The organism is Phenylobacterium sp., from assembly GCF_041913825.1.
Lineage (GTDB): Bacteria > Pseudomonadota > Alphaproteobacteria > Caulobacterales > Caulobacteraceae > Phenylobacterium.
In genome coordinates, this window is the sequence record NZ_JAYSEO010000001.1 from 204,240 (window position 1) to 222,928 (window position 18,689).

General features: G+C 69.3%; 18 protein-coding genes, 1 tRNA gene and 1 pseudogene. 10 read left to right on the forward strand and 10 right to left on the reverse strand.

Going from position 1 to position 18,689, the window contains the following annotated elements:
• Positions 1 to 2 precede the first annotated feature (2 nt).
• The 5 genes from ACE3Q8_RS00970 to ACE3Q8_RS00990 form a co-directional block, all read right to left on the reverse strand.
• Entirely contained in the window at positions 3 to 1,160 is a 1,158-nt protein-coding gene (locus ACE3Q8_RS00970; RefSeq protein ID WP_293215209.1) for a glutathione S-transferase, read from the reverse strand.
• Positions 1,157 to 1,810, reverse strand: coding sequence for a 2-hydroxychromene-2-carboxylate isomerase (locus ACE3Q8_RS00975; RefSeq protein WP_374468034.1), 654 nt, complete (start codon positions 1,808 to 1,810; stop codon positions 1,157 to 1,159). Before ACE3Q8_RS00975 ends, ACE3Q8_RS00970 begins: the two co-directional genes overlap by 4 nt.
• Positions 1,811 to 1,887: 77 nt before the next feature.
• Positions 1,888 to 4,254 (reverse strand): TonB-dependent receptor, encoded by a 2,367-nt coding sequence (locus ACE3Q8_RS00980; RefSeq protein ID WP_374468174.1) that lies wholly within the window; start codon positions 4,252 to 4,254, stop codon positions 1,888 to 1,890.
• Positions 4,255 to 4,298: 44 nt separating this feature from the next.
• Entirely contained in the window at positions 4,299 to 4,538 is a 240-nt protein-coding gene (locus ACE3Q8_RS00985) for a hypothetical protein (protein WP_374468036.1), read from the reverse strand.
• Between the two features lie 29 nt (positions 4,539 to 4,567).
• A complete protein-coding gene (locus tag ACE3Q8_RS00990) occupies positions 4,568 to 5,290 on the reverse strand; it encodes a TetR/AcrR family transcriptional regulator (protein ID WP_374468038.1) in 723 nt (240 codons plus the stop codon).
• Positions 5,291 to 5,306: 16 nt separating this feature from the next.
• Between ACE3Q8_RS00990 and ACE3Q8_RS00995 the strand changes: the two are divergent.
• Positions 5,307 to 7,805 (forward strand): annotated as a pseudogene (locus tag ACE3Q8_RS00995) (strawberry notch C-terminal domain-containing protein); the annotation flags it as partial.
• Here the strand turns inward: ACE3Q8_RS00995 and ACE3Q8_RS01000 are convergent.
• Positions 7,806 to 8,120 (reverse strand): hypothetical protein, encoded by a 315-nt coding sequence (locus tag ACE3Q8_RS01000; RefSeq protein ID WP_293215483.1) that lies wholly within the window; start codon positions 8,118 to 8,120, stop codon positions 7,806 to 7,808.
• 135 nt (positions 8,121 to 8,255) lie between these two features.
• On the opposite strand from ACE3Q8_RS01000, the gene ACE3Q8_RS01005 reads away from it, so the two are divergent.
• The 3 genes from ACE3Q8_RS01005 (at position 8,256) to ACE3Q8_RS01015 (ending at position 9,484) form a co-directional block, all read left to right on the forward strand.
• Positions 8,256 to 8,651, forward strand: coding sequence for a hypothetical protein (locus ACE3Q8_RS01005; protein WP_293215213.1), 396 nt, complete (start codon positions 8,256 to 8,258; stop codon positions 8,649 to 8,651).
• Positions 8,652 to 8,745: 94 nt separating this feature from the next.
• Positions 8,746 to 9,048, forward strand: a complete 303-nt coding sequence (locus ACE3Q8_RS01010) for a single-stranded DNA-binding protein (protein WP_374468040.1) — start codon at positions 8,746 to 8,748, stop codon at positions 9,046 to 9,048.
• 31 nt (positions 9,049 to 9,079) lie between these two features.
• Positions 9,080 to 9,484 (forward strand): single-stranded DNA-binding protein, encoded by a 405-nt coding sequence (locus ACE3Q8_RS01015; RefSeq protein ID WP_293215217.1) that lies wholly within the window; start codon positions 9,080 to 9,082, stop codon positions 9,482 to 9,484.
• 56 nt (positions 9,485 to 9,540) lie between these two features.
• Here ACE3Q8_RS01015 and ACE3Q8_RS01020 read toward each other — a convergent pair whose 3' ends face one another.
• A complete protein-coding gene (locus ACE3Q8_RS01020; protein WP_293215219.1) occupies positions 9,541 to 10,284 on the reverse strand; it encodes a hypothetical protein in 744 nt (247 codons plus the stop codon).
• A 203-nt stretch (positions 10,285 to 10,487) separates the two neighbouring features.
• Between ACE3Q8_RS01020 and ACE3Q8_RS01025 the strand changes: the two genes are divergently transcribed.
• The 3 genes from ACE3Q8_RS01025 (at position 10,488) to ACE3Q8_RS01035 (ending at position 13,701) form a co-directional block, all read left to right on the forward strand.
• The gene (locus ACE3Q8_RS01025; protein ID WP_293215220.1) at positions 10,488 to 10,958 is read left to right on the forward strand and encodes a GcrA family cell cycle regulator; all 471 of its coding nucleotides are present in this window, start codon (positions 10,488 to 10,490) and stop codon (positions 10,956 to 10,958) included.
• A gap of 249 nt (positions 10,959 to 11,207) precedes the next feature.
• Positions 11,208 to 12,140, forward strand: coding sequence for a DUF2493 domain-containing protein (locus tag ACE3Q8_RS01030; RefSeq protein ID WP_374468043.1), 933 nt, complete (start codon positions 11,208 to 11,210; stop codon positions 12,138 to 12,140).
• 319 nt (positions 12,141 to 12,459) lie between these two features.
• Positions 12,460 to 13,701, forward strand: coding sequence for a DUF3363 domain-containing protein (locus ACE3Q8_RS01035; protein ID WP_293215223.1), 1,242 nt, complete (start codon positions 12,460 to 12,462; stop codon positions 13,699 to 13,701).
• Positions 13,702 to 13,783: 82 nt separating this feature from the next.
• On the opposite strand, the gene ACE3Q8_RS01040 is transcribed toward ACE3Q8_RS01035, so the two are convergent.
• Entirely contained in the window at positions 13,784 to 14,989 is a 1,206-nt protein-coding gene (locus ACE3Q8_RS01040) for a Fic family protein (RefSeq protein WP_293465292.1), read from the reverse strand.
• A gap of 377 nt (positions 14,990 to 15,366) precedes the next feature.
• Here ACE3Q8_RS01040 and ACE3Q8_RS01045 point away from each other — a divergent pair, with 377 nt between their 5' ends.
• Positions 15,367 to 15,495, forward strand: a complete 129-nt coding sequence (locus tag ACE3Q8_RS01045) for a hypothetical protein (RefSeq protein WP_374468046.1) — start codon at positions 15,367 to 15,369, stop codon at positions 15,493 to 15,495.
• A 290-nt stretch (positions 15,496 to 15,785) separates the two neighbouring features.
• On the opposite strand, the gene ACE3Q8_RS01050 is transcribed toward ACE3Q8_RS01045, so the two are convergent.
• A tRNA-Ala gene (locus tag ACE3Q8_RS01050) sits at positions 15,786 to 15,861 on the reverse strand.
• A 116-nt stretch (positions 15,862 to 15,977) separates the two neighbouring features.
• Complete coding sequence (locus ACE3Q8_RS01055) at positions 15,978 to 16,451, reverse strand: TIGR02300 family protein (protein ID WP_374468048.1); 474 nt, start codon at positions 16,449 to 16,451, stop codon at positions 15,978 to 15,980.
• 123 nt (positions 16,452 to 16,574) lie between these two features.
• On the opposite strand from ACE3Q8_RS01055, the gene aroA reads away from it, so the two are divergent.
• Together aroA and cmk are read left to right on the forward strand one after the other, a co-directional pair.
• Positions 16,575 to 17,918: a 3-phosphoshikimate 1-carboxyvinyltransferase gene (gene aroA, locus ACE3Q8_RS01060; RefSeq protein ID WP_374468050.1), complete on the forward strand. Its 1,344-nt coding sequence runs from the start codon at positions 16,575 to 16,577 to the stop codon at positions 17,916 to 17,918.
• Positions 17,915 to 18,565 carry a (d)CMP kinase gene (gene cmk, locus ACE3Q8_RS01065; RefSeq protein WP_374468052.1) on the forward strand — a complete coding sequence of 217 codons (651 nt, stop codon included), beginning with the start codon at positions 17,915 to 17,917 and terminating at the stop codon, positions 18,563 to 18,565. The genes aroA and cmk overlap by 4 nt, the downstream gene beginning before the upstream one ends.
• Positions 18,566 to 18,689 lie beyond the last annotated feature (124 nt).

Below are 18,689 nucleotides of genomic sequence, written 5' to 3' on the forward strand. Positions count from 1 at the left end.
CGTTACTCCACCGCCAGACGGCTGCGCACGCGCGTCAGCCGTCGCGCCAGCCGGATCGAGAGGACGGCCTCTGCGCCGGCCTCCCGCGCAAAGCTTTCGGCCGCCGCACGCTCGGCGCCGCTCAGACCGTCCATGAGATCCAGCGCCCTCTGGAGCAGCCAGAGCGAGTGGCCCAGAGCCTGCTGCTCGACCGCGACGCCGTGATAGTCGACGATGATCGCCCCCAGCGCAGGCTGGTCGGCCCCCTCGGGCGAGATCCAGGCGCCGGCCGGCGAATCCGGGTTCGCCGCTACCCAGCCATTGAAGCGCTCGGCGCTGAGGGTCAGCTCCTCGGCGTAGGCGCGGAACACATGCCGCATGAAGGCGCTCAGCGTCGGCGGCACCTCGTCGTTCGCCGGCAGTTCGAACGCCCGGTCGGGGAACTCCGGCGTCTCCGCCTCGGCCCCGTTGACGCGCTCGGTCCAGCGGAAGACCAGAGGCGCCGTACGCTGCATGAGCTGCAGCGGATAGGGGTCGCGCGCGAGGTGGCCGTAGAGCGGGCCCATCAGGGCGTAGTCGCCACGGCTGGGCGCGCCGCCCAGGACGTAGGGATGCTCGGAGAGGTGCGTGTTCAGGAGCGCCAGGGTCTCGCCGTAGACTTGCTCGATCACCGGGACCGTGCGCGGCTCGATCCCCAGCATCGGCAGGTAGGACGACATGCGCGAGGCCACGCGCTGGCCTAGTCGCTCGACCTCCTCCGGCGGCGCGGGAAAGCGCAGCGAACGGCCGAACTCGCCGATGACGAAGCCCTCGTTCACCTCCGGGAAGTTCCAGCGGTAGTGCATCGCAGGCTTCGCCAGACCCCGGTCGCCGAGCACCTCCAACAGTTGCGTCGCCAACGCCTGGCGGGGGCCCATCCGCGCTGCGTTGGGGTCGGGATAGCGACGCTCCAGCTCGTCGAGGATCACCGCCGAGTCCTGAAGGATCATGCCGTCGGCGAACTCCACCGCCGGAATGCGGTGCGACTCCACGGCGGGCTTCACCACGTCGCGATATCGCGCGTGAGACGGGAAGCGCTCGACGTACGGCACGCCACGCACCCGGAGGAAGGCGCGGACCTTGGCCGTATAGAGCGAGGCCGGCGCGCCGTAGAGGTGCAGGTGGGGGGCCGCCGGGCTCATGCCGGCGCGCGACGCTTCAGGCCCTTCAGTTCCAGGCGCCAACGCAACTGGTCGAAGCGGCCCTGGCCGAAGAAGGGCTCGCCATCGAACACCATCAGGGGCACGCCGTAGTGGCCGCCCCCACGCTGTGCGACCTGGCTCTCCTCGACGATAGCGCGGTAGCGTTCGGGGTCGCCGTCGACCGCCGCCGACAGCTCGTCGTAGTCCAGGCCGGCGCGGCTGGCCGCTTGGCGCAGGTGGTCGCCCAGATGCCAGTCGTCGACAGCGCCGCCCCAGATCAGCGTGCTCACCTCGTCGAGGAACGGCAGGCCACGGCCGCGCTCGGCGGCGGCCACGCCCAGGTAGGTCAGGCGATGGATGTGGGGCTGTTCCTTCGGATAGCTGCCGTCGGGCAGGCGGAACACCGGGTCGGGCCTCGCCCATCGGAACGGCAGACCCAGGAACGCGGCCTCGCGCCGGCAGTCGATCTGGAAGTAGGTGAACCAGAGCGGGTCGCGGCTCTCGAAGAATTCGGGCGTCCGCACCGCGATCGGGAAGATCGGCCGCACATTGCAGCGCACCTCGAAGTCGTGCTCCAGCGTGCGCAGGCGACGCGCGACGAAGTATGAATAGGGCGAGCGAAAGGACCAGTAGAGGTCGAACGTCAGCATGGGCAGGCCTCAGGTGGCGTGGACGCCGGCCGGACGCGCCACCCGGCGCCGCCCGACCGGCCGCCCCGCGGGGCTCGTCAGAACTTTACGGTCGCCTCGATGCCGTAGGTGCGCGGCGGGCCATACCAACCGACGAAGCCCTGGGCCTGCGCCGAACCGCCGGCCGAGATGAAGGCGTTGAGCGGCTGCAGTGTGCTCTGCACGAAGTAGCTGCGATCGAAGAGGTTCTTGGCGTAGGCGGAGACCCGCCACGGGCCCTTCTCCGGCGTGACGCCCAGGCGCACGCCGACCAAGGTCACCGAGTCCTGGAGGCCGCGGGGGTCCAGCAGGGGCTCGAGGAACTTGGAGCTTGCGTAGCTCACATCGGCGTTGGCGAAGATCTCCAGACCGGTGCCGGCAAGGGGCGTCTGGTACTGGCCTGCCAGGCTCCACGTCCACTTCGGGCTGTGGGAGGGGGTCTTGCCATTGTAGTTGCAGGTGCCGGGCGCCGTGCCGTTGGCAGGCTGGCCGGCGTAGCACTGGCCGGCCGTGTAGTCCGTGAATTCCGCGTCCATGTAGCCCACGGAGCCCTTGAGCGTGAACTCGCGGATCGGCCGGAACTCGGCGTCGGCCTCGAAGCCCTGCACGCGGCGGTCGCCGGCGTTGGCGACGATGAAGCCCGAGCCGGTCAGCGGATTCAGGATCGAGTCCTGGAAGTCCGAAAGCTTCATGCGATAGACGTCGGCGTTCAGCACGAGGCGGTTGTCGAGCAGCAGCGCCTTGATGCCGACCTCGATCGTCTCGGAGTTCTCGGCGTCAAACTCCACCGGCACGCCCACGGCGGAGGCGCGCGCATTGTAGCCGCCCGTCTTGTAGCCGGTGGCCGCCAGCGCATAGGCCATGACGTCCGGGTTGATGTCGTATTGGACCGTCGCCGACCAGGTGATCTTGTCCTCGTTGCGCTTGACCTTGCCCAGGTGGTTCACCGGGAACACGGCGCGCGCCGCCAGCGAGGCCGTCGGGTTCACGTCGCCATCGAGGTAGGAATTCTTCTTGTCGTAGGAGTAGCGCAGGCCGCCGACGAGCCGCAGGTTCTCGGTGACCTTGAACGTCCCCTGCCCGAACAGCGCCCAGCTCTGGGTGTCCTGGGTGTAGTAGAAGATGCCCGTGTCGCCGGGCGTGAAGCGACGGCCATTTGGCAGGAGCCGGTTGGCGTGCTGACCGAGGACCGTCCGCGACGTGTAGGTGAGGGTTTCCGAGAACAGGTAGAGGCCACCCAGGTACGAGAAGCGCTGCTCCGCGGGCGAGGCGATGCGCAGTTCCTCTGAGTAGCCCTCGGCGCGCAGGCGCTGCGAGCCGGTGGCGGTGTTCTGCGGCAGACCGTCGGCGGCCAGCGAGACGATCTTGTCCTCGTAACCGTTGAAGGCCGTGATCGAGGTCAGGGTGTGGCCGCTCGGCAGGTCCACGTTGAACGTGGCCGACACGCCGTACACGTCGGTCTTGTTGTCGCCTTCGACATCGTCGTCGACCACGTGGTCGCCGTCGTCGTAGTTGCGGAACGGCCGCCCGATGGCCGCCGCCGCCGCCAGGAAACCCGCCGTCGCGATGCCGGTCGGCGAGCTCGGATCCAGCGTGTCGGGCGTGCAGCAGTTCGACTTGATGTTCGCGTAATAGCCGATGAAGTCGCCGGTGACGGCGTCGGTCGGCTCCCACCTCACCCGGCCGCGAAAGCCGTACTGACGGGTGCCGTTGACGTCGTCGCCATCGAAGAGGTTCGTCTCATAGCCTTCGCGATCGGCGTACCAGAACGACCCGCGGGCCGAGAGCGTCTCGGAGAGGCCGCCGCCGAAGTAGCCGCTGACGCCCCAGTCGTCGTAGTTGCCGACCCGCGCGGTCAGCATGCCCTCGGATTGCTGCGAGGGCGCGCGCGAGGTGATGTTGATCGCGCCCACCGGCGTGTTGCGGCCATAGAGCGTGCCCTGCGGACCGCGCAGCACTTCCACCGTGGAGATGTCCTGCAGGTTCCCCTGAATAGGGCCCGCCGCCAGGATGTAGACGCCGTCGATGAAGATCCCGACGCTCGACTCGATGCCTGGGTTGGTGCCCGACGTGCCGATGCCGCGCACGAAGACGGTCGTGTTGCGGTTGTTGTTCGACTGCGAGATCGACACCGAAGGAATGAAGCGCGAGAGCTCGGTGACGTTGCTCACGCCTGTCTTTTCGAGGAATTCGCCGCTGACGGCGGTGACCGACATCGGGACATCCTGGATATTCTCGGCGCGCTTGTTGGCGGTGACGATGAGGGTTTCGACTTCGGCCGACTCACCACCGGTGGAGTTCCGACGCCCACGGCCACCGCAATGGCGCTCGTGGCGAGCAGTTTCGAAGCAAGGCTGCGCCCTGGCATGTGTGGTGTCTCCCCCCGTGTAACCTGTTCTGTTTCGGTCTTGGACGAGAATGTGAATTCCGGTTCAACTTACGCGTAGGACCTCGCTTGTCAACGGACTCGTCAGGCTTCGGCCGCCGCGGCCAACCGCCCGCGCTGGCTCCGGGCGAACGCGTTCTCGCCGATGTTCGCGCCGTTCAGCACGGCCCCCCGCGAGCCGACCCGGCGGAACCAGGCGCGCAGGTTCGCAGACTCGGGGGCGGCCATGCAGCGGGCCCAATGCTCGGCCTCGCCGAGCCGGCGGTCCATCATGATGTTGATCTTCCGGCCGTTGGGCGTGGACCAAGAGTGCAGGTCGATCACCTCCGCCTCCCACGGCTCGGACAGGGCGACTATGAATCGGAATTTCGCTTCCGTAAAGGAGCGGGGCGTGACCGCTCGGGCGGCGCCGCGACCGCGATGCAGGCGGCCAGCATGCGCGTCAGCCGTTCGATGACGAATGGCGAGGCGAAGGGCTCCTGCGAGACCATCTCGCGGCGCAGGACGCGCTGGACCAGGATCGCCTCGATAGAGCGCAACCCGAGCGCGCACGCCTCCTCGAGCGGCACGGCGAGCGGCTCGACGGCGACCTCGCGCCGGCTGCGCAGGAACGCCGCGAGGCGGTGGCCCGAGGCGGTGTCGGCCGCCCAGAGCGCCGGCACGTAGATGTGCCCGGCGCCCGCCAGCATCCGCTGGAACAGCGCCCGGAAGAAGCCCGGGTGACGCTCGATCACCTGGGCGGTGTTGCGCACGAGCACCTCGAGCACCTCGTAGACGGGCTGCTCCGCACGCTCGGGCCGGCTCAGGAACCGCTCCATGTTCCGCTCGATACGATAGGCGAACTGCAGGTGCAGGGCGCGGAACAGCGCCTCCTTGTCCCGGAAGCGCCGATAGAAGCTTCCGATCGAGCATTGCGCCGCAGCGGCGATGTCACCGACGTGGGCCTCGTCGTAGCCCTTCTTCGCGAACACCCCCTCGCCGGCCTTCATGAGGCGCGCCTGGGCCTCGCGACTGCGCGCCTGATTCGCCGGCATGACGCCATCGACGCCCGTTAGGTCGAAGGGTTCAATCGCCACGCGCCACCATTCCCTCGCGCCGCGGGGCGGCGCCGGTGGGCGTGGGCCGAAGAAGGCCTCCCAGCAGGGCTTGGCAGGGCTCGCGCTACAGAACCGGCTGCCGAACGCGCGGGTTTTCTACGTCTCGGCGACCGGCGCCACCGAGCCCGCCAACCTCGCCTATGCGTCGCGGCTGGGCCTGTGGGGTGGGCCGGAGGCGCCGTTCACGACCCGGGCCGACTTCCTCGAGGCGGCCGAGAGCGGCGGCATCGCCTTCATGGAGCTGGTGGCGCGTGAGCTGAAGGCCATGGGGCTCTACGTGGCGCGCAGCCTGTCGTTCGAGGGCGTCGAGTATGCGCCGCTCGAGCATCCACTGACCGCCGACGACGTGGCGATCTGGGACGCCTGGGCCGACGCCTTCCAAGTGATCCACGCCAACCTGGGCGCCGCGATCCGCGCCGTGGGCATCGTCGACGACGACGGCAAGGTGGCCAGCGGGGCTGCGCTGAGCGCGCTCCGCTCCGCCTTCGAGAGCGCCAAGCTGCGCTTCTTCGGCCACCTGCTGGCCGGCCTGAAGGCGCCCACCCTGGTGGCGGCCATTCGGGGCGACCTGGGCGCAGGCCGTTCCGCCGTGGTGCAGATCGTCTCGACCAACGAGGCGGTCATGAACCGCAGGCTCGACGAGATTCCCCCGGAGGAGTGGTCGAACCTGCAGGTGGACCTGACGCCGAAAGAATATGTCCTCGACTACCTCAAGGGCGCCTTCCCGACCGCGCTGATGGAGGCGATCGAGAGCGAAGAGGGCGAGGTGACCCTGGTCCCGGTGATGCGGGACGGGCGTCCCGTGCACAGCCAGGAGGCGATGCGGCTGCGCGACGAGACCATCGCGGCGCTGGCGAGCCTGCCGGCGGTGCCGGGCGTGCTGGACGCCGTGCTCGACGCCTTCGGGACGGGGGCCGTCGCCGAGATCACCGGCCGCTCGCGCCGTGTGGTCCTGAGGGAGGGGCGGCGCATGGTGGAGCGTCGCGGCCCTTCGGCGGCGCGCGCCGAGACCGACGCCTTCATGGACGGGCGCAAGCGCGTGCTGGTGTTCTCCGACGCCGGGGGCACGGGCCGCAGCTACCACGCCGCGCTCGACGCGGTGAACCGCGAGCGCCGCGTGCACTACCTCGTCGAGCCCGGTTGGCGCGCGGACGCCGCCATCCAGGGGCTGGGCCGGACGCACCGCACCCACCAGGCCTCGGCGCCGCTGTTCCGCCCGGCGACCACCGACATCGTGGGCGAGAAGCGCTTCCTGTCGACCATCGCGCGGCGGCTGGACTCGCTGGGGGCGCTCACCCGCGGCGAGCGGCGTGTCGCGGGCGCCGGCCTCTTCCGCGCCGAGGACAACCTCGAGAGCCCGTGGGCGCGCCGCGCCCTGCTGATCCTCTACGGCGCGCTCGCCCGCGGCGAGGTGACCAGCCTCACGCTAGGCGAGTTCGAGGCCAAGACCGGGTTGCGTCTGCTCGACAGTGAAGGGCTGCTGAAGGGGCCGGAGGACCTGCCGCCGATCAACACCTTCCTGAACCGCCTACTGGCGCTACGGATCGCCGATCAGAACGCGCTGTTCGCCGACTATGAGAGGATCCTGGCCGGCGTGGTGGAGCGCGCCGCCGCGGCGAGTCATCTCGACCACGGGGTCGAGGACATCGTCGCCGACGAGCTGGAGGTCCTCGGCGAGGAGGTGGTGCGCGAGGACCCGGCCAGCGGCGCGCAGACCCGCCTGATCCGGTTTGCGCTGCGGGTGCGGCGCGAATTCCTGTCGGTAGACGAGGCGCTGGCGCGCGCGGCCGAGCTGGGCGAGGCGGCGGTCATGGCCATCAACGACCGCTCGGGGCGCGCCGCCCTCGTGGAGCTCGGCCTCACGACCACCGACGACGACGACCGGCTGCTGCCGGCGGTGCGCCTGCGCCGTCCGGAGGGCAGGTCCATCGAGACCGCCAAGGCGTTCGAGGAGTCGGCCTGGGCGCCGGCCGCGCCGGGTGTCTGGCGTGCGACGTGGGAGGCGGAGATCTCCGCCGCCGACCCGTGGCGGACGCGCGAGCTGACCCTGGCCACCGGGCTCCTGCTGCCGGTGTGGGCGCGGTTGCCGGCCAAGGGCGCGCAGGTCCGGCGCTTGAAGGCTCCGGACGGGCGCCGCTGGCTCGGGCGCGTGCTGGACCCTGCCCAGGTGGCGGCGCTCAAGGCCGCACTTGGGGTGACGGGCCTGGCCGAGGCCTGGGGCGACGGCGATCTGGTGCTGCGCGAGACGCTGGAGCGCGGCGTGCAGCTGGGCCTGGCCGGCGGCCTGTGGCTGCGCCGGGCCCGGGTGATGGATCGCTGGCGGCTGGAGGTGGTGGGCGGGGCGGCCGATCGGGCCGCCCTGGTGGCGCTCGGCTGCTTCACCGAGATCATCGCCTACACCCTGCGGGTGTTCGTGCCGGTGGACCGGGCGGACGTGGCCGCCGCGGTTCTCGCCCGTCATACGGTCGTGCAGGTGCTGGACGCGGGCGCCTGATCAGTCGAGGTCGGAGGCGATCGTCTCGGGCGCCGTGGCGGCCACGATGTCCTGGTGTTCGGCTTCGCGGGTCGTGCGCGCGACGTTGAGGCGGACGTAGAGGCGGGCGTTGCGATTCGCCTTGAGGACCTCCTCGGCCGTCGGGGCGGCCTGAGCCAGGCTGACGACGGAGCCACAGAGAAGCACCTTCAGCCGCGCCGTCGGGCCGGTGGCCACCAGCAGGTTGCCGGCGGTCGGCGGTAGCTCGGCGGGGGCGGCGCGCCGGAATCGGTACTGGGCTCCGGAGGCGCCCGAGACATCGACGAAGTCGCTCATCGTCTCGCCATACCCCCCTGGCCGGGGTCACGCCAAGGCCCGATCGTGTCGCAGCGCGGATGAGCGCGGAAGGGAGGACTGCGTCGGGCGAGCCGGAGCGGGGGATGGTCCTCGCTCGCGGTGTAGGATCTTCAGATGTCCACGACCTTCCCGCCCGCTCCGGGCGGACATTCGCCCTGGGGTGCGATCCAGACCGTCCGGCCGCTGGGGCCGGACGCCGTCGCCGTCACGACGGCGTCGCACGGTGCCGTGTGGGTTTCCGCGGCGGGCCTGGCGCGGATCCCGGAACCGCTGCGAGAAACTGCCTGCAGCGCCGGCGGGTGGTTCGAGGAGGATTGCGACTGGGCGATCCCCTACCTGGCGCTGGGACTGCAGGCGTTCGAGCCCGATCGGGGCGAGGCGACAGTGCATGACGCGCGGCGCACCGTCTGGCGGTGGCATCGCGTTCACGCTGGGGCTCTCGGCGTCTTCCAGGATCCGGGCGGGCCGCTCGCCGCGTGGGGTGGAGGGAGGAAGGGCTTCGCCGGGTGAAGCAGGCTGGACGACGGGTCCGACCGCTTCGCTGAACGAGGAGACTGTGGTGCAGAACGTGGTGTTTGTCGGTCGGTTGTCCGCGGATCCGCAGGTGACCGACGATTTCGGGAAGGCGGTGTTCCGGCTCCTGGAGAACCGGGGCCGCGACGCGAGCGGCGAGCCGCGGGTGGTGGGCGTGAACTGTGTGAGCTGGGCCAAGGGACTCAACGAGCGCGTGATCGCCGAGGGCCTGGCCAGCGGCTGCGAGGTCGTGGTGGTCGGCGCCTTCGTGGACAACCTCTACGAGGCTCGCGACGGCGGCGAACGCGCCGCCAAGGAGCTCGTCGTTCGCTCGCTCACCGTCCTCGACTGGACGAGCGACCGCGAGGCGCCGGCCGAACGACAGGCCGCCTGATCCTGAACTCATTCGAACAAGGAGACTGACCATGCAAAGTGTGATCATCGAAGGCTATCTCGCCGCCGATCCCTCCATCCTGGCGGCCCGGGGCAACGGCCGGAAGCGCGCCGCCTTCCGCGTCCTGGAGACCGTGCGGTTCCGGCGCGGCGACGGCCAACGCGACGAGCGCACGACCGGCTTCAACTGCGTGTGCTTCAACGAGAAGACCGCCGAGGACTACATCGCCGCCTATGCCCGGAAAGGGTCGCGCGTGGTGGTGAGCGGCCACGTCGAGAACGACACCTGGACCGGCCGCGACGGGACGAAGCACTACGACCTGCGCCTCGTGGTGGAGAACCTGCGGATCAAGGCGAAGGGTCCGCGTCCTGAGCCCGTGTCCCCGCCCGACGAGCCGTCGACTTTGGCCGATCTCGACGACGAGATTCCGTTCTGACGAACGCCTGACCCTGGCCCAGGAGCGGCCGGTCCCCTTGGGGGCCGGCCGTTTCCTTATGCGGTGCTGCTGGAGGTTCCGAGCCACCCGCGCAGGCGACGCCGCGTACCGGCGTCGATGTGGACGGTATAGAGCGTGAAGACAGAGTGCGCCGGGCGGCTGACGTGCCCCTCAGGTGCGAAGGTGGCGATCAGCTCCATCGCGGCGTTCACCCGTTGAACGGGCCATTCGAGGTCTTCGTGGACGTCCTGTGCCGACAGCATGTCACTCTGCAGAGCCAGCTCCGCAAGGCGGGCGGCGTCCTTGAACGGGGACGCGCCTCCGGCCAGCGGGAGGAAGAACCAGATGAGCATCCATCGTGCGCGCACCCGATCTCCGCCCGCGCCGATCGACGGGGAAATCGCGACGAGGTCGGCGTCCTTGAGCTCGTGCGTCGCCTCCGCCACAAGCGCGGGGTCGTGATCGGCAAGTCCCGCCGCGATCTCTCCCAGCGACACCGGATGATGCGGCGGGCGATCGGGAGACCCCGCGAGCCAGAGCGCGACCTCCACCGCCAGGTCCGACAGGCGCAGCTGCGGCGCAGAGCGGGCCTCGAGCTCGGCGAGGCGTGCTGAGAGGTCGTTGACCGTGGCGGTGATGTCGCCCTGCCACTGTTCGACATCGCGAGCGAACTGCGTCGGATGGGTCGTCTGAAAGAGGCGCGTGATCGGGCCCACAAAGGGCAGCAGGCCGACACCGCTCTCGACGAGCGCGCGCATGACCGCATGTCCCTTGTTCTCGATCGGTGGCTCGAGCGCCATGTGAACCTCCTAGGGGGATTCGCCGGCGGCCTCGGGTGGTCGGGCGTGCCCCGGCCCTGGGCCGGGTCGGGCTCTACTCGCCTGCGGCTCCCGGAGCCCCGTGCCGGGTCTCCGCCCATTCGGGTGACGATCCCTCACGCGGAGGCGGGAGGAGGGCGAACCGGGACGAGCCGATCAGGCTCGAAGGACCCGGAGATCCCATCATGTCCGCAACCTGGACCGACGACCGTGTCGAGACGCTCGCGCGTCTCTGGACGGAAGGGCTGAGCGCAAGCCAGATCGCGCGAATCCTGGGCGGCGTGACCCGCAACGCCGTCATCGGCAAGGTCCATCGGATGGGGCTCTGCGGGCGCGCGACACCGCACGTCCCGGGCGCCGGCCGGCCTGACCAGCGGCGTGAGCGACGCGGACGCATTCCGCCCAAGAAGGCGCGTCGCCTGCCTCGGCCGGCGCACCCGCCCCTCACCGCGCCGGAAACGGGTCTGGCGAGCGTCGTCAGCGTGCGGCTGGGGCAGTGCCGCTGGCCGATCGGGGAGCCACAGGACGAGGCCTTCTGCCTGTGCGGCCGGCCTCGTGAACGCGGCGCCTACTGCGCACCGCACGGGGCGCTGGCTTACCGCGCGACGGCGCGGAGCCATCTCGTGAAGCTCGCGGGCCGAGCGGTCTGGGCCTGATCGACCTCAGCTATCGGCGCGAAGGGCGCGCCGAGTTGCGCGCCCGCCTCTACGGGCGGGCGCAAACGCCCCCACACAACGCCCTCCGATCTTGTCACGTCACCCGGCCCGTCAACGGCCTGGCGGCCGTTTCCCTCCGCTTCGCGAGAGGCGCTCCGCTCCGGTGACGGGCCGGGGCCCGACGTGGCCAAGACAGAGGTCGTTGCGCTGGGGCGCATCGGCGGTTCCTTCAAATCATGGAGTCCTTCGATGACCTTCTCCCTTCATGCCTTCTCGACTTCCGACACGGCCTTCGACGTGCAGGCCTCGGCGCTGGACGATCCGCGGCCGCATCCGACGGAAGCGGCCCTGGAGCAGCTGGGACACGCGGTGATGACCGAGCTCCTCGACCTGATCGCCGACACGGCCCTTGAGGATGTGCAGACGATCCTGGCTGAGAGCCTGATCGGCGCCTTCCATTCGGCGGCCGGCCGGATCGAGCGCGACGCGGATCGGGCCCGCGACCGGATGCGGTTCCTGGAACGCGACTTCGACGGGTCGGAGATGGCCGACACCGAACTGCAGGACGCGACCCGGATGGCCCGGGCTGCGGATGTGGCCCAGACGGCCTGCGAGCTGGTCCGGGATGCGGCGGCCGAGGTCTACACGACGGCGACCGGCGAGGTCTGGACGCCGTGGCGGGGCAGCCGGCGCGGCACGCGGCTGACCGCGGCGCAGCTGGAGGCCAAGCAGGCCCTGCGCGCGATCGAGACGCGGCGGACGCGGGATGCGGATCCGGGCGGACACGTGGTGGCCTTCCGGGCTGCCCCGTTCGCCGACAGCCGGCTCGACGCCAACCGCATCTTCGACGCCCTGAACTGGGCGCACGTGCAGTGGCCGGATATGGCGCTGGCCACCACCGGAGCCAAGGGCGCGGAGCGGATCGCGATCCGCTGGGCGCAGCAGAAGGGTGTGACGCTCGTGGTGGCCCGGGCGGACTTCGACCGGCATGGGAAGGCTGCACCGTTCCGCGCCAATGATGACCTCATGGCGCTCGAGCCCACCTGCTGCCTCACGCTCGCGCAGTCCCTCGACGAAGGCCGGGCGGCCGGCTCGCATCCGTTCGGGCCCGCGCTGAACCTGGCGCAGCAGGCGGCCTCCCGAGGCGTCCAGCATCTGGCGATACGGGCTAGGGCGGCCTGACGCTCCAGGCTCCCAACACCACCACCTTCGACCCGCTCGGCTCTGGCCGGGCGGGTTTCTTCATTTCGCCGGGCGGGGGCGAGACTCAGGTTAGATCAAGCGCAGACGTTCCGGGGTTCACCTTTGCATTCGTTTGCGCGGGATTGATCAGAGTTGATCTGAACGTGAATTTGGAGCTTTAGGGCAAGATAAAAGAGGTGTTTTCGCCTCGCTTTTGCTTCATCATTTCGGGCAGTTGGCCGTCGGCTAGAGCGCCTTGGCAAGTTGCGACGACGCAGAGCCACGGGATGACACCCTAATATCGGTCAGGACGGCTCGCATGTCGGTCCGTGAGGCCATCAGCGCCCGCTTGAACATCGCCGGAAGCCCTGAGGATGTGGATCGCATCGCACGGCTTCCCTGCAGGCTGAAACGGGACAGCGGCGGCGTCCGTCTCGGCATGATACAGCGTCTGTCGGCGTCCCGACTCTTCGCCTACGGCGATCGCGCCGGCGTGCTTCGATCCGCCCAGAAGCGTTCGGGCCGAGCCTTCAGGCTGGACGTCCGCCAGCGGGTGATCGTGAAGGCCCTGGTGTCACGGCACATGGGCCGTGGCGTCGCGCGCGGGGCAGCGCTCGCGGCGCACATGGCCTACCTGGGCCGCTCCGGTGCGGGCCTGGAAGGCGCCCGTCCCGACTTCTTCGACGCCCGGTCCGATGCGGCGGATCCCACAGCAACGACGGCGGGATGGGCGGCTGACCGACACCACTTCCGTTTCATCATCTCGCCGGAGCACGGGGAACGATTGGCCGATCTTCGCGACTACACCCGCGAGGTCATGAACCGTGTGGCCAGCGACCTCGGACAGCCCGGCCTCCAATGGGTCGCGACCTGCCACTTCGACACCGACCAGCCGCATGCCCACGTACTGGTGCGAGGTCGAAAGCCGAACGGCAAGGACCTCGTCATTCCGCGCCACTACATCTCAGTCGGTTTCCGCATGCGCGCGCAGGAGGTCGCCCAAGAGCGGCTCGGCGATCTCTCACGAGCCGACGCGGAACGGCGGATCTGGCGGGAGACCCAAGCCGACCGATTCACGGGGTTCGACCGGCGGCTCCTGCAGGCCGCGGATCGCGATGGCATGGTTGACGATGGCGTGGGCGGCAGTGACGCGTGGTCCGCTTTGACGCGGGGGCGGTTGCGGCATCTCGAGGCGCTTGGCCTGGCTAGGCGCACAGGCCACAGGTACAGGCTCGATTCCGACCTTGAGAGACAGCTCCGCAGTCTACAGCTTCGGCGGGACATCATCCGAACGCTGTACCTGCGTCGCCTTGAATCGGGGCGCGAGGTTCGTGAACTCGATGCGGAGGCGGTCCGTGGGCGGGTCGTGAGGGCCGGGCGGCATGATGAACTGGGTGCCTCTGGCTGGGTGATCGTGCGGGACGGATCAGGGGCCGAACACTATGCACGGCTCAAGTTCGGTCAGGCCCCACCCACCTTGGGTCGAAGCATCGAACTCGTTCCAACACCGCAGGGCGCCGTAGTCAGGAGCCTTGGGAGGTCGAGCGACCTCGCACGCTAGGCGGAACTTCGAGCGCGGCGCGGAGGGCCGAGTGTCGCGGCTGAGCGTTTCATCGGCGCTTGAGCGACAGGCGCGCGGTCGACTAGCCCTGAGACGGCCCGTAATCGAACTGGGCCTCCTCACGGTTGTCGGCGAACAGGTTGATGTACGGGCTGTAGCGATAGACGCGGTAGCGCTCCTGGCCGGTCATCTCGAAGAGAATTCCGGCGTCGACAAACCGCTGCACAAGCGCATTTGCGGGCGGATAGGTGATGCCGAGACTTTTCTGCACCTGACCAACCGTCACGATCGGGCTACTGAAGAGTCCCTCGAGAACATTCAGGCCGTTCGCTGCGGCGCGCCCGAAACGCTCGGTGACAAGACGACGATGGCGCTCCCGCAGGTCGACAATGGCTCTCGCCGTTTCTGTTGCCTCGAGGCTGACGGCAGCGATGCCGGTCAGGAAGAATTTGAGCCAGGGCTCCCACTCGCCCCGATCTCGCACCGCTTGAAGGCGGTCGTAGTACTCGGCTCGATTCCGTCGGAAATAGTGAGAGATGTAGAGGACGGGCTTGAGCAGGATCTCGTTCTGCATGAGCAGGAACGTGATCAGCAGGCGACCGACGCGGCCGTTCCCATCGAGGAAGGGGTGGATGGTTTCGAACTGCGCGTGGATCAGACCGATCTTCACCAGGGCCGGCAGGTAGACCTCGGAGTGCATGAATGACTCGAGATCACCGAGCGCGTTCATGACCTCATGGGGCGGCGGCGGAACGAAGCTCGCCGTCTGCAGCGTGCAGCCGCCGGGACCAATCCAGTTCTGCGACGTGCGCACCTCCCCAGGGTTCTTCTCACGGCCGCGGACATCGTGCAGGAGTTCGTTGTGGATTTCCTTGATCAGCCGGATGCTGAGCGGGAGTTCCTCCAATCTCTGCAGTCCGTAGTTCATTGCGGTGACGTAGTTCAGGACTTCGCCCACATCGCTCGGATGGTGCGGATCGAAGACGCTGGCTTCCACCTCCAGCACGTCCGCCAAGGAGGACTGCGTGCCTTCAATCTGGCTTGAGAGCACTGCCTCCTTGCGGACGTACATGAAGACAAAGAGATCCGGGTTCGGGAGGGTCTGGATAGAACCATCCAAACGTCCCAGCGCGCGATCCGCCCGCGAGAGCAAGGTCTGCATCTCGTCGTCGAACAGCAGAGGCGGGTTTGGGGGGAGCGCATTGGGAATGAAGGCGGCGTAGCCGGTAGCTTGGCGGACATACCGACCTGCCCGATCGGATTTCGCCCTCTCGCTAGCGACCGACATTTTCGCCCCTTACTAATTGCAGCTCTTAATTATGGAGGATTCTCCCCGCCTAATAAATCGCTGCCTTTAATAACAGCCGGCGCTCGCTCGCCGCTCCGCCCCGCTGGGCCGTATCAAAGGGAGCGAGACATAAGCTGCGCGCCACGACGCTAACGAAGCGCTGACATTCGCTAGGTGCGAACTTTCCCGCTGATTAAGCGCAGCGAACACTAAGCCGACCATCGACCCGTCTAATTATAGGAAAGCGACGCGCCCCTGCCGAGACGTGCCGGAGCACGCGAATTGGTGGGGACCTGCGCTCGCCCGCAGGCCCGTTGCTCCCGCCAAGCTCAGCGGTGGTCCGGCCTTCCACCTTCAAGCGGTCGCAGGACGTCGTCGTGGAACGCATCGACGACGGTGGCCAGCGCATCGACGTGATGGCTCTCCGGACACTCTGCGGCGAGGTCAAGGACCGCCCTGACGAGATCGCTGTAGACGCGCTTCGCCTGTTCGACATTGAGAGTTGAGCTACGAGCCATTGTGGGGCCTCCACGTGAGCCTCCAGCGTCGCGCAGATCCGGCGTCCGGTCGCTACGTAACCTTACGCCCCCCCGGCCGCTGATGAGTCGGCACCCGAGGGACCCGCGCGAAACCGGATTGAAGCCCCGTGGAACGCAGCGAAACGCCAGGCGATGGCAGACTGCAAGTGGTACCCCGGCGGTACCCAGCGCGCCTCGAGCTTCGTAGGGTTGGTATGCCCGCGCAAGCTCTTGCCCAAAAATGGTGAGGGCCTTCAGTGGTTTACTGAAGGCCCTCATGGTGGAGCTAAGCGGAGTCGAACCGCTGACCTCTTGAATGCCATTCAAGCGCTCTACCAACTGAGCTATAGCCCCGAGGTCTCGGCTCGCCGGAGAGTGTGCCCCCCGGCGAGGCGCGGAACCTAGTCAAAGCCTGTGGCGCGATCAAGCGGGTCTTTTGACCTTTTTCGCGCCGGGCCCGACCGCCTTGGTCAGCGGTCTTCGTCGTCGCCCTCGTCGGGCAGCCCTTCGATCTCGGAATCGTCGAAATCTTCGTCGTCTTCCTCGAGGAACGGCACGTCGGCGTCGTCCTCGACTTCGTCGTCGTCGGAAAACTCGCCCAGGTCGTCGCCCGCCGGGCCGACGCCCGGCTCCGCGCCGTCCTCGTCGTCGTCGCCGGCCAGCGGCGGCTCGTCGGCCACCTCGTCCAGCTCGGGGGTGACGACCTCGTCTTCTTCTTCGTCCTCGGCCTCGGCGGCGGCGCCACGGACCTGGTCCTCGCGCTCGTCGTCGGCGTCGGTGTCAGGAGTGATCGCGCGGGCCCGGACGCGGCGGTTGCGCACCGCTTCGTCAGGATCGAACTCGGAGTCGCACTTCGGGCAGTGCGCCGGGCGCTTGTTGAGATCGTAGAATTTGGCTTGGCAGGTAGGGCAGATCTGCTTGGTGCCGAGCTCAGGATTTGCCAAGGCGGCGACCCTCTTCGGAAGGGGGGTTCTCAGGAAGCGGGCTCCCTTGCCACGCGCGAACGCGGCTGTCAAAGCAATCCCCCTCTCGGGAATCCCAGGCGTGCGGAGGCGCGGACGACAGGCATGGCGGCGCAAGGATTGAGCGCCCGGCGGAGCGGTCCGCTGAAGGGGGTGGTGCGCGCCCCGGGCGACAAGTCGATCTCGCACCGCGCCTTGATCCTGGGCGCCCTGGCCGAGGGCGTCACCGAGGTCGAGGGGCTGCTCGAGGGCGAGGACGTCAAGCGATCGGCCGCCGCGATGGCCGCGTTTGGGGCCAAGGTGGAGCGCCTGGGCGACGGCCGCTGGCGCGTGGAGGGTCACGGCGGCTTCGCCGAGCCGGCCGACGTGATCGACTGCGGCAACGCCGGGACCGGCGTGCGCCTGATCATGGGCGCCGCCGCCGGCTTCGACCTGGCGGCGACCTTCACCGGCGACCAGTCGCTCCGCGGCCGGCCGATGAACCGGGTGCTGAAGCCGCTGGGCGAGATGGGCGCGACCTGGATCTGCCGGGCGGGAGGCCGCCTGCCGCTCACCCTGAAGGGCGGCGGCCTGAAGCGCATCGCCTATCGCCTGCCGGAGCCCTCGGCCCAGGTGAAGTCGGCGGTCCTGCTGGCCGGCCTCCACGCCGACGGCGGCGCCGAGGTGATCGAGCCGGAAGCCACCCGCGACCACACCGAGCGCATGCTCCGCGGTTTCGGCGCCGAGGTGCTGGTAACCGAGGAGGGCGCGGCGCGGCGCATCGTCCTGCCGCCGGGCCAGCGCCTGCGGGGGACCTCGATCCGGGTGCCGGGCGACCCGTCCTCGGCCGCCTTCCCGCTGGTGGCCGCGCTGGTCACCCCGGGATCGGAGGTGACGGTCCAGGGCATGCTGCTCAACCCGCTGCGTATCGGCCTGCTGGAGACCCTGGGCGAGATGGGCGCCGACCTGTCGGTGACCAACGTCCGCGACGAGGGCGGCGAGACGGTGGCCGACGTCACCGCGCGCTACTCCGAGCTCGAAGGCGTCGAGGTGCCGCCGGAGCGCGCGCCCTCGATGATCGACGAGTACCCGATCCTGGCCGTGGCCGCGGCCTTCGCGGAGGGGCGGACCGTCATGCGCGGCATCGGCGAGATGCGGGTGAAGGAAAGCGATCGTATCGCGCTGATGGCTGCCGGCCTGGCCGCCTGCGGCGTGGGTGTGGAGGAGGAGCCGGAGACGCTCACCGTGATCGGCGCCGGGCGCGGCAATCATCCGGTGGCGGGCGGGGCGCGGGTGACCACCCACGGCGACCACCGGATCGCCATGTCCCACCTGATCCTCGGCCTGGCGTCGGAGCAGCCCGTATCGGTGGACGAGCCCGGCATGATCGCCACCAGCTTCCCCGGCTTCGTCGAGCTGATGACCGGCCTGGGCGCGGAGATCGCCGAAGAGCGTCCGGCCGCCGCGTGAAGCCGCCGTTCGTCATCACCGTCGACGGACCGGCCGCCTCGGGCAAGGGCACCGTCGCCAGCGGGCTGGCCGCCGTCTACGGCCTGCCGATGCTGGACTCCGGCCTGCTCTACCGTGCGGTCGGCGTGCTCGCGCAGCGGTCCGGCCACGACCTGGACGACCCCGCGGCGGCCGCCGAGATCGCCCGCCGCCTCACCGCGGAGCAGCTCACCGATCCCGACTTCCGCACGCGCGGGGCGGGGGAGGCGGCGAGCCGGGTGGCCGTCCATCCCGCCGTGCGGCTGGCGCTCCGAGACCTGCAGCTCGACTTCGCCCGCCGGCCCGGCGGCGCGGTGCTCGACGGCCGCGACCAGGGCACCGTGATCTGTCCCGAGGCGCCGGCCAAGCTCTACGTCACCGCCTCGCCCGAGGTCCGCGCCACGCGTCGCTGGAAGCAGTTGCAGGCTCAGGGCGAGGCCGTCACCTACGACGAGATCCTCGCCGACATCGTCCGCCGGGACGAGCGGGACGGCGGCCGGGCGGACTCGCCGATGCGGCCGGCGGCCGACGCCGTCTTGCTGGACACCTCTGAAATGACTATAGAGCAGGCCGCCGATGCGGCCCGCCGCATCGTCGAGGCGGCGCGCGCCCGCTGGGAAGCTTCCTAGCCACGGCAAATCCAACCGCGCCTTTCCCTCGGTCGCTGCGGGCAAATCTCACTGCGTGGGTATGCCCGCGCCTTCGGTTGCAACCCCTAACCCGATCCGGCGGGACTCCGTCCGACATCCTCGT